Here is an 8,692-nt window from a genome sequence, read left to right on the forward strand (position 1 = left end):
CCATGATGCCGGACACGCTCGCAATCCCCGACCATCTGCGCTCGCGCCTTGAACGGCTGGCGGCGGAACGCGACCAGGAGCCCGCTGCCTTCACGGCCTCCGTCCTGAACGTGGCGGTTCAGATGATGGAACAGCAGGACGGCGACGAATTGCGGGCCATGCTGGAACGGGGACCGTTCGACGTGCCGGCCTCGGACGGGACGGCCAACGCGGCAAGGTCCGCGCTGTGCATCCTCGACGCAGCGGGCGACTTGGCACGGGAGGCGGTCGGCCGCTTCCTCGACGGGGACGTGACCGGCCATCCGCGCATCCGGCCGTCGATGATCCTGCCGCTGCTCGATGGCGTCTCCGATCTCGATCTGGCACGGCGCGATGGCGACGCTGAGAACGCGGCGGCCGTCACGCGCCGGCTCCTCGACATCTGGAACGGTACGGATTGACCCGGAGGCAGCGGAGGGACCGCGGGGCAGGGCGCATGCCCTGGGGCGCGTCATGAGCAGGCGCGTGCGCCCCCGCATCCTGTCGGCCATGGCAAAAGGCCCGGCGCGGTGCCGGGCCTTTTGCTGCGGCATCAGCCGACTTCTTCAGCCGCGGCCGCCTGGTCCAGCCGTCGCGGGTCGGTGACGATGGCGCCATGCTCAATCCCGGCGCGAGCGTAGACCGATAGCGGGTGGGTCGCCTCGAAATGACGGTCCCGTTCGACGGGGAGCCCGAGCCGGCCGCGCAGGGCGCGCAGTTCGGCGAGGCTGACACTGCCGAGTTCCGCGCACTGCATGCCGAGGTCGCACAGGCCGAACGCGATATCCGGTTCGTCGGGGTCGATCTCGGTGAGCAGCCAGGTCGCGGCCGCGTCCGGGGTGAACAGCTTGACCACGGGCTTGTGGTCCGGCGGCTCCCGCCCCGCCGCGAGTGCGGCGGCGGTGGCGGTGCCATTGGCCAGCAGCTTTTCCTGCTGTGGCTTGGTGAGGAGGATCATTGCGCGCCTCCTTCGGCTTCGGCCGCTTTCGGCTTGCGCAGGACGATCCGGCCGGGCGCGTTCGGGATCAGATCCAGCTTGAGGCTGCTGCCCTCGCCGTCCTGATGGGTCCAGGCGGCCCCGATCGCTATCCACGGCGCTCCCTCTCGATCGGCGACGAAGTAGGCGGTCAGGTCGGGTTTCCGGCCCTTGGTTGCGTCAGTGTCGGTCATGCGTTTTCTTCCTTCTTGAGCGGGCCGGCTTCATTGCCGGCCATGTCATCCGAAGGAGCCGCATCGGCGGGACCGGCGCAGGCCTGACGACGGGGAGGGGGATCGCCCGGCCTGGCAGCCCTTGCGAAGGCCGGGGACACCCTGGCGTCACCCGCAGGGCTTGGGTTTGTGACGAAGGCCCGCCGCGTGCGGCAGGATGGGCATGGCCGGTAATGAGAACGGGGCTGGCCCGCGGCAGGAAGAAATCGCCCTCGGCTGTCCGGCGCATCCGGACGGAAATGCACTCTCGCTGTCACCGTCAAACGATGTTGAGGCGCCCCGGATACAGCCAGGTCCCGGGGCATTCGCCCACAGCAATGCCCTATGACGAAACGCTATTCCCGTTCCGCGGCGCATGAACAGCCAGCCACAGCACCACGCCATTGAGGCAGGCGCCGACGCAGCACATCAGGGCAAGCGCTTGATTGCCGCTGCTCATGCCGATGAACACCCAAAGGGCATTGCCGGTCACGAGGGCGGCGTTGCGCAGGATCGACTCATGAGCGGCCCTGCGGGGCTCGCGCAATAAGCCCACGATACGAGGAAGGGCCGAGGCGCAGATAATGGCGCCAGCCAGGTAGGACAGCAGCTCGATCAGGATTGCATGGGTCATGTCCGATCTCCTGATGCCGCACCGGCCAGGCGTAAGGTCATCTTGCGAGCGCGGTAATGCGTCCCCCGCGCATCGAGGCTGGCCTGAAGATGCTGGTCGCAAGCCATTCCCGACCAGGCGATCCGCATATCCTCGACGGGTCGGAAACCTGCCTCGTAAAAAACGTTGAAGGCCCGTTCGTTGATGCTTCCGTCGGCCATTATCCGGACAACGAGGTCGACGGTTTCAATCCTCAACCCTTTATGCAGACGATCCAGTACGGCGTTGAGAAGGGTGCTGCAGAACCCCCGCTGACGAAAAGCGGGGTCGGTCACGACGCCTTGCAGCCGGGCGGTGCCGTCACCCTGGCGGACGATGTGCATGCCTGCCGCGGCCGTGGCAGCCCCGAGACCGTCCTCGACCATGAGAAGGCCGATCCATGCTTGGCTGGCCAGCAGATCGGCCTTCGTAAAATTCAGCAAGGCCCAGCCGTCACGAGGCATAACCCGATCTTTGAGATCGAGGTAAGCTTTTGCCGTATCCTTCGCTTCACTGATATTGATGAATATGAATTTCGCCCGGTCTTGATAAAACTGCGTTTTATCTGATCGATCCGGATAGACGACATGTGTCCTTGCCTGCAGGACAGGCATTCGGTCGACACTCATGGCAGAACCTCGGAGCTCGCCAGCCGGCGATAGCGGCTACCGGCAAGATGCCAGATGGCCGGGATCTGTCAATCATAACGTCAGCTACTTTTTTAATGACATGCCGCGCCGCCGTGCCGCTGCCTTTATGCGATCGGCCTCGCGCCAGCTCACATCGTCCTTCCCGGGAGGGCTGGAGAGGATTTCGTCGTTCCGCTGCTTCTTCGTCGGCAGGTTCAGCTCGTCGAGCCCCAATTTCTGGCCTCTGTGGCTCTCGTAATTATTGAGGGCTATAGCAGCGGATGGATCAATATTTCGCAAATCCGCCCTAGTAAATCCGCCCGTCAGCCATTGGCTGTAAACCCGCCTTATGAATGCCGGCGCATTTTCTTTCTTATCTGGCCGGGAATCATATGTTTCGCCATTGGGTGGCGACGATGGCAGAGTGTTATTCTTTGCGTTCAAAAACGCCCTCAGCGTCCCATCTTTAAAGGTTGCTTCAAGCGCGTACTTTTCTTCCTCGGAAAGAATACTGATGTATTTATTAAATATGAGGGAGATTTCCATTCCGCTATTTAGCAAAAATATCTCTATGCTATCAAGTAAAACAGGATCAAGTTGCGCGAGCGTGCGCCTTATCTCACTGCGCCGCACTGCAAGTTTCAGCTGAACACGCAATCTCAGTTTTTCGATATCGGCTTTTGGCCGACCGCATATTTCTGCGATCTGCTCTTCATCCAGGATGCGTAGATAGCCTTCAAGCACATCTGTTTCGAGCTGGTTTAATTCGCTGATGATGGCAACGACCAGAATGTACGGGTTGGTTCGAACGCTGCTCGGCACATCCGGAATAACGTCAGGACGAATATCTTTTGACCGCCCGGGGAATGTCACCGCCATTATCGTATCCCGACCAGACTCATCGTTCGTTGCTCGATAGAATGAAGATCGCGACGACCTTTATCGATGCGTGGGAAAAAGGCCCGGGCCGGGCTAACCTCACAAAGCCTGCAAAGTCATCATAATCCGACATCTGCCAGACCGCATCCTCGCATCCCGGCGTCCGTCAGGCCAACGCTGCCCCTTCCATCCTGCCGTCTGGCGGACAAGAAAAAGGGGCCTTGCGGCCCCTCCTTTCCCGGCTTCTCTTTCCTGTGGCGATCAGCGCAGCAACGGCGGCATCCATCCGTGCGCTTCCGCCTCGCGCTCGGCCAGTGCGGCCAGCTCGCCCTTTTTCAGCTTGGCCCATGACGGGGCAGGGGGCGCATTCCGCATCGCCTCAAGGTCGGCCATGATCGCGGCCTTGCCGATCCGCCCAAAATATCCGGCTGCGGTCGGGCGATACCATTGCGCCATGTCCAGCTTGAGCGTGCCGGACAGGGTCGCGCCCTCTGCCGTCCCAAAACGGTTCTGGTCGTTCTTGCTCTCGACGGCATCCAGCCCGTGCGCCGTTGCCACAGCCAGCACGTCCAGCAACTGCGTCTGGCTGGCATTCATGCACCAGTCCCACAAACCGGCACGGTCGCCCGGCAGCAGGTCGCCTATGCGGTCGCGCTCGTCGTTCAAAGCCATGACGGCAAGGGCCGCGTCATGGTCCTTCATCGCCGTGCGAAGGCTGCGCTGCGTGATCCACGCTTTCAGGATGCCCTTGGGCTGGTTGTAGAAAACGTCCGCCGCCAAGGTATGCACGACAAGGGCAAGGGCCGTCTCCGGGCAGCGGGCCAGTTCGATCCGCAACGAAGCCGTCCGCTGCGCCGTCAATTCCTCGATCAGTGAGGCGGGCAGGGCAGCGGGGCCGCTGATGGCGTCCGCGTCCTCGTCGTCATTCCCGGTCGCTCCGTTGCCTTCGTCGGCCTCCGGCTCGATCTCGCCGGGACGGATCAACCCGCGCTCGATCACGGCTTCGCCGCTATAGGACAGACAGACCACGGCTCCGGCGATGGCCTTCGCCTCATGCGACCATGACAGGGCGGAGTCGTCGTCCTCGTCGCCATCCCCTTCTGGAGCAAATTCAGCCTCGGCCTCGTCAAATTCCTGCCGGTCGGTCCAGTCGAACGACAGACGCGCTTCGGTCCATAGCCAGCCTTCCGCCTTCACCTCGGCGGCCACCTCGTGCAGCTTCTCGACCGTCAAACGGTCCAGCAGGGCAACGTCCTGCAAAAACCCGCCTTCCCTCGCATCGAACAGGTCGCGCCGCACCGTGCCGCCCGCCGCCTCGTAAGCCTCGATGCCGACGAACCGCGCCCGCCGGTCGCTGCTTGGGACTTCGCCCTCGGTCAGTGCCTGACGGATGGCGCGGGGATCGTTCCGCTGCCATCCCGCCATGCCATCGAACACCGCGTCCTGCCGCTCGTGGTCGTCGCTGATTGTGAAAGCCTGCAAGGCTTCAAGCTCGATCTCCCCCTCCCGGTACAGGGCAAAGATGCGGGGGCTGACGCGGGCAAGGGCCATGCGCTTCCGCACCGTCGATGCCGCCACCCCGAACCGCGCCGCCACCTCGTCCACGGTCGCGCCGTTCTCGATCAGGCCGCTCCATGCCGTGAACTGATCGGCGGGATGCATCGCCACCCGCACGACATTCTCCGCAAGCGACAATTCAGCCGGGTCCGTGTCATCGTCCCGCATGGTGCAGGCGACCGGATGGGTTTTCGGGATCGTGCCGTCCTTCGCCAGCTTCTTCAAAGCCAGCAACCGCCGCTGCCCCGCCACGACGACGAATTTGCCCTTGGGGGCCGAACAGATGGTCAGGGGATTAATCAGGCCGTGCGCGGCGATAGATGCCGCCAGTTCATCGATGCCCGTCTCTACAGCGGTTTTACGGACGTTGCCGCTCCACTGCGTCAGTTTCACAAGGGATATTTCACGTAAAGCATGGTTGGTCATGGTCTTTTCTTTCTTGGTTGCTAAAAGGGTTGCGCATGCAACCCTGCTAGGCCAAGCGCCAATGAGCGGGGGGAAGCCGTCAGAGGACCGGCGGCCGGGGAGGGGGATCACCCGGATTGCAGCCCTTGCGAAATCCGGGGACACCCCGGCCGACGCGCTCGCGTCCAGTCCTTGATGGCGGGGGCGGTCAGCCCCTCTTGCCGATCGCGGATGCGATCATGAAGACTGCCGGCACAGCCGGTTCTCAGTGGGGGCCGGAAGGCCGTGGGGGGAGCGGACGACGAAGTCATCTTTGGGAGCGGCGGGCTGGCCACAGGCCAGGGGGCTCTTCCTTGCTCGCGTCAGCGATCGTCACCGTATGGCGGAAACCGCCTTCGGGTTCCGGGAGGCGCAGCCGAGTAGAGCGCGGCCCGGTCAGGGCGACGCACCACCGGTATCGTCATCCGCCTTGCCACTGTCGCCATTCTCGGGTTTGACGGTGAAAGACAGGTAGGACCCAAGCGCCAGGGCCAGAAAAACGATGCCGATTACCGCTTCGTACATGGTCACCAGACGCGGCAGCAGGCTATCCGGGTAGAAATCGCCGAACCCTGTCGTCGTGATTGTCATGGCGCTGAAATAAATGGCGTCGAACGCATCCCGTAGCGGATGGCTATAGGCACGATGCAGCGACAATGCCTGTGCTGCCAGATGAACCAGGCCGAACTGCACGATCGTTTCGATATAGCCGATCCCGAGGAGCGTGATCCGCTCCGATTTCTCCAGCTTGATGCGGGGCGCCTTACCTTCCAGCCTGTCGAGCGCGTCGCGATAGAACGCGTATACGAGCTCGTTGATGCGTCCGAAGGCATAGATCCCGGCGATGACGTAGAGATATCCGGGAAAGGTCCAGCCCAGGAGCCGAACAGCCACGCTGAAACAGCAGATTTCGGCCGTTATGGCCTGGAAGGCGAAATTCCATGCCCTCAGCGAGCGTGCGGAGGCTATCTGGCCCTGATCGATACGGGCCTTGGCGGCCATTCGGCTCGGGCAAAGCGCCCAACCCGCCCATCGCATGAGGCGCGTACGATCCATACGATATCTATTACCGCGAAAATCGCCTGGCAAAATGAGTCTACAGCCGCGGCAGCTCGTCGAAGGAAGGTATTTTCTTGAAGCGCAGGAAATGATTGTATTCTGCCTGGAGGCGGAACAACGTCTCGGCCGATTTTCCGAACACCTTGCTGAGCGCGGTCGCCGTATCCCGGTCGATATCGACTTTGCCCTCGATGATGCCTTCTATGGTGCGGACAGGGAGGTGCGCTTCCATCGCGACATATTCGGCGGACAATTTCTTGCCGTCCATGAACCAGGATTTCATCAGGTCGCCCGGATGTGCCGGAAGCACGTCGTCAGGCTGAGTATCGGAGATCATTTGGTATTCCTGCTTAACAGTTCCATGAGTGAACGACCCGGCTCATCCTATCTACCGTACACGTTCCGCTGACATTCACATGCGAATGCTTCGTCGATTTGCCGCAGCTTAACACAACGAATAAATCTCCCAAACCACTTGTTGAATAGTCCATTCCAGCATTCTCAAGATCGGCAGTAATATCAGTGCTGGCCCGGACGACTCGCCTGAGCCTCCTGTAAGGCTCCAGACATTCCGGGCATGTGTTGAGATCTCCCATCGACCGCCAAACGCTCCCTCTTGAAATTTTTATAGTGTGCGATTTTATTCTCGATCGCCCTTATGCGGACGACGAGCCTGGACAGGCGGCTTCTGTTGGCCAGATGCGCGCGCGACAGCCACATGATCCACGTGACGCCGGCAACGAAAGGCGCGTATTGCAGGTACATGAAGACGTGCCCCAGGACGGGCAGATCGTCCGTGGATGCGGCGTACGAGCTGAAGAACAGGCATCCGAGGGATATCGCCGCGGACGCGAGGCAGACGAGGCGAATGCTGCCGTTCAGGAAGCTGGCGATCCTGATATCCGTCGTGCCGGAAGATTGCTTTATCCCGTCCAGACAGGACTGCACCGCGATGATCTCGCCGAGCAGTCGGGACGCATTATCATCGCCGGCGAGGCCGGCATCCAGGGCCGTTTCGTAATTGTCCAGCTGCTGCGCGTAGTCGGCCGCCAGGAGGCGGTCCCGCTCTGGTGCCGAGCCCAGGAACGGAGCAAGCGTGGCGAAAGCGCAGTTGAGCGCGATCGCCAGCTGGATCACCGACTGGAATGCTGTCCAGCTCGCCATTGCCTGCCCTGCCGTAGAGCGCGCCCGCCGCGAGGTGTACGCCCTCGCGCGCGCGAGGGGAATTCATAAACGGGTCCAATCCCCTAACGATCCATGCAACGCCGCCTGCATGTTGCCGCGGCATCACTGATCCGGCCGGGCCGGCCGTGACCGCCATCCATCCCGATCGGCAGACGACGCGCCTCCGTTCGGTGAACACAGCCAATCCCTGACAGGACAGCAACCGCGTTCGCGTCACCGGGGCGGGCGTTGCCCGCCTCGGTCCGGCGCCACTGCCGACGCCATAGGAAGGCAGGAAGGCGTCTGTCCATTCAGGCGGTAAGGCTGGGGGCGCTGCCCCCAACGACGCATCAAGGGGGTTGGTCCTCGCCATGCTCGCTATCGCTGCGCGTGGCTCCGGTCCCGGCCTGCGGCCGCCCCATGACGCTCTGCCCCCCGCGTTCGCCACGTGGCAGGGGTGCTGACGCACCCTAAATTCAGGCCTAAAAATCAGGTGAGGGGAACAGGCCGATGGACGAAACCACCCTGGAGAAAATGCTGCACACGGCGGCCGATCTGCGCCTCAGGCTGGACGGTTCGGATATGGCGGCGGCGCAACGCGCCTTCATGCAGACCATGCTGGCGGGGCTGGAAGCCGCGTTCGTGAAGCAGGCCGACCAGGTGCGGGCCATCCGGGCGGTCATGCTGCGCCGGAACGATGCCGGCGGCCGGGCCACGGTCGCCTATGTCGATCAACTGCTCGGGAAAAGCAGCAAAGTTAGGCTGCACTAGAACGGTGTACCAAACGTGTATTTACTTACCGTCTGGCGGCTCAAGGATCATCGCAGTCTGCGGGTCCTCTGGCGGTAAGGGCAGATCAGCAAGGCTATAGGCTTCCATTCCAGCCTCGATGGCATAGCTCCGCACGTCGGCATCATCGGAATACATGACAGTAGCGCCTTCGACGGCGCCGATCGCTGCAATCTGTCGATCAAATTTGATCTTGGCCTTGCTGGCGTCAGGGTTCCCGCCCTTGCGTCGTCCCTGCTGCCGGGCCTGAGCGATGCGCACGGCGGCCTCTACGGCGGCCCGCTCGTCAAAGCTTGCCACCCGAAAGCATGCC

At 62.4% G+C, this 8,692-nt stretch carries 12 protein-coding genes; 2 read left to right on the forward strand and 10 right to left on the reverse strand.

Annotation, left to right across the window (positions count from 1 at the left end; all coding sequences use genetic code 11):
* The first annotated feature begins 2 nt into the window (after window positions 1-2).
* On the forward strand, window positions 3-440 hold the full coding sequence (locus MKK84_RS00315) for a hypothetical protein (RefSeq protein WP_243916047.1): 438 nt from the start codon (window positions 3-5) through the stop codon (window positions 438-440).
* A gap of 131 nt (window positions 441-571) precedes the next feature.
* Here MKK84_RS00315 and MKK84_RS00320 read toward each other — a convergent pair whose 3' ends face one another.
* The 9 genes from MKK84_RS00320 to MKK84_RS00360 form a co-directional block, all read right to left on the reverse strand.
* Window positions 572-976 (reverse strand): DUF2958 domain-containing protein, encoded by a 405-nt coding sequence (locus tag MKK84_RS00320; protein ID WP_243916048.1) that lies wholly within the window; start codon window positions 974-976, stop codon window positions 572-574.
* Window positions 973-1,188, reverse strand: coding sequence for a hypothetical protein (locus tag MKK84_RS00325; protein WP_243916049.1), 216 nt, complete (start codon window positions 1,186-1,188; stop codon window positions 973-975). The genes MKK84_RS00320 and MKK84_RS00325 overlap by 4 nt, the downstream gene beginning before the upstream one ends.
* 361 nt (window positions 1,189-1,549) lie before the next feature.
* Window positions 1,550-1,840, reverse strand: coding sequence for a hypothetical protein (locus tag MKK84_RS00330; RefSeq protein WP_243916050.1), 291 nt, complete (start codon window positions 1,838-1,840; stop codon window positions 1,550-1,552).
* Window positions 1,837-2,487: a GNAT family N-acetyltransferase gene (locus tag MKK84_RS00335; RefSeq protein WP_243916051.1), complete on the reverse strand. Its 651-nt coding sequence runs from the start codon at window positions 2,485-2,487 to the stop codon at window positions 1,837-1,839. The genes MKK84_RS00330 and MKK84_RS00335 overlap by 4 nt, the downstream gene beginning before the upstream one ends.
* Window positions 2,488-2,571: 84 nt before the next feature.
* Window positions 2,572-3,366, reverse strand: coding sequence for a hypothetical protein (locus tag MKK84_RS00340; RefSeq protein ID WP_243916052.1), 795 nt, complete (start codon window positions 3,364-3,366; stop codon window positions 2,572-2,574).
* 261 nt (window positions 3,367-3,627) lie between these two features.
* A complete protein-coding gene (locus tag MKK84_RS00345; protein ID WP_243916053.1) occupies window positions 3,628-5,349 on the reverse strand; it encodes a ParB/RepB/Spo0J family partition protein in 1,722 nt (573 codons plus the stop codon).
* 414 nt (window positions 5,350-5,763) lie between these two features.
* Window positions 5,764-6,369 (reverse strand): potassium channel family protein, encoded by a 606-nt coding sequence (locus MKK84_RS00350; RefSeq protein ID WP_243916054.1) that lies wholly within the window; start codon window positions 6,367-6,369, stop codon window positions 5,764-5,766.
* Between the two features lie 94 nt (window positions 6,370-6,463).
* Window positions 6,464-6,763 carry a transcriptional regulator gene (locus MKK84_RS00355; RefSeq protein ID WP_243916055.1) on the reverse strand — a complete coding sequence of 100 codons (300 nt, stop codon included), beginning with the start codon at window positions 6,761-6,763 and terminating at the stop codon, window positions 6,464-6,466.
* 182 nt (window positions 6,764-6,945) lie between these two features.
* Window positions 6,946-7,590 carry a hypothetical protein gene (locus MKK84_RS00360; protein ID WP_243916056.1) on the reverse strand — a complete coding sequence of 215 codons (645 nt, stop codon included), beginning with the start codon at window positions 7,588-7,590 and terminating at the stop codon, window positions 6,946-6,948.
* A gap of 510 nt (window positions 7,591-8,100) precedes the next feature.
* Between MKK84_RS00360 and MKK84_RS00365 the strand changes: the two genes are divergently transcribed.
* Window positions 8,101-8,361, forward strand: coding sequence for a hypothetical protein (locus tag MKK84_RS00365; protein ID WP_243916057.1), 261 nt, complete (start codon window positions 8,101-8,103; stop codon window positions 8,359-8,361).
* Between the two features lie 21 nt (window positions 8,362-8,382).
* Here MKK84_RS00365 and MKK84_RS00370 read toward each other — a convergent pair.
* Window positions 8,383-8,692, reverse strand: a 310-nt coding sequence (locus tag MKK84_RS00370) for a hypothetical protein (protein ID WP_243916058.1), incomplete at its 5' end; no start/stop codon positions are given.

The organism is Methylobacterium sp. E-065 (assembly GCF_022829605.1).
Lineage (GTDB): Bacteria > Pseudomonadota > Alphaproteobacteria > Rhizobiales > Beijerinckiaceae > Methylobacterium.

Coding starts and splice junctions, on each gene's coding strand:
- MKK84_RS00315 (WP_243916047.1), top strand. CDS start 3: ATGATGCCGGACACGCTCGCAATCCCCGACCATCTGCGCTCGCGCCTT.
- MKK84_RS00320 (WP_243916048.1), bottom strand. CDS start 976: ATGATCCTCCTCACCAAGCCACAGCAGGAAAAGCTGCTGGCCAATGGC.
- MKK84_RS00325 (WP_243916049.1), bottom strand. CDS start 1,188: ATGACCGACACTGACGCAACCAAGGGCCGGAAACCCGACCTGACCGCC.
- MKK84_RS00330 (WP_243916050.1), bottom strand. CDS start 1,840: ATGACCCATGCAATCCTGATCGAGCTGCTGTCCTACCTGGCTGGCGCC.
- MKK84_RS00335 (WP_243916051.1), bottom strand. CDS start 2,487: ATGAGTGTCGACCGAATGCCTGTCCTGCAGGCAAGGACACATGTCGTC.
- MKK84_RS00340 (WP_243916052.1), bottom strand. CDS start 3,366: ATGGCGGTGACATTCCCCGGGCGGTCAAAAGATATTCGTCCTGACGTT.
- MKK84_RS00345 (WP_243916053.1), bottom strand. CDS start 5,349: ATGACCAACCATGCTTTACGTGAAATATCCCTTGTGAAACTGACGCAG.
- MKK84_RS00350 (WP_243916054.1), bottom strand. CDS start 6,369: ATGGCCGCCAAGGCCCGTATCGATCAGGGCCAGATAGCCTCCGCACGC.
- MKK84_RS00355 (WP_243916055.1), bottom strand. CDS start 6,763: ATGATCTCCGATACTCAGCCTGACGACGTGCTTCCGGCACATCCGGGC.
- MKK84_RS00360 (WP_243916056.1), bottom strand. CDS start 7,590: ATGGCGAGCTGGACAGCATTCCAGTCGGTGATCCAGCTGGCGATCGCG.
- MKK84_RS00365 (WP_243916057.1), top strand. CDS start 8,101: ATGGACGAAACCACCCTGGAGAAAATGCTGCACACGGCGGCCGATCTG.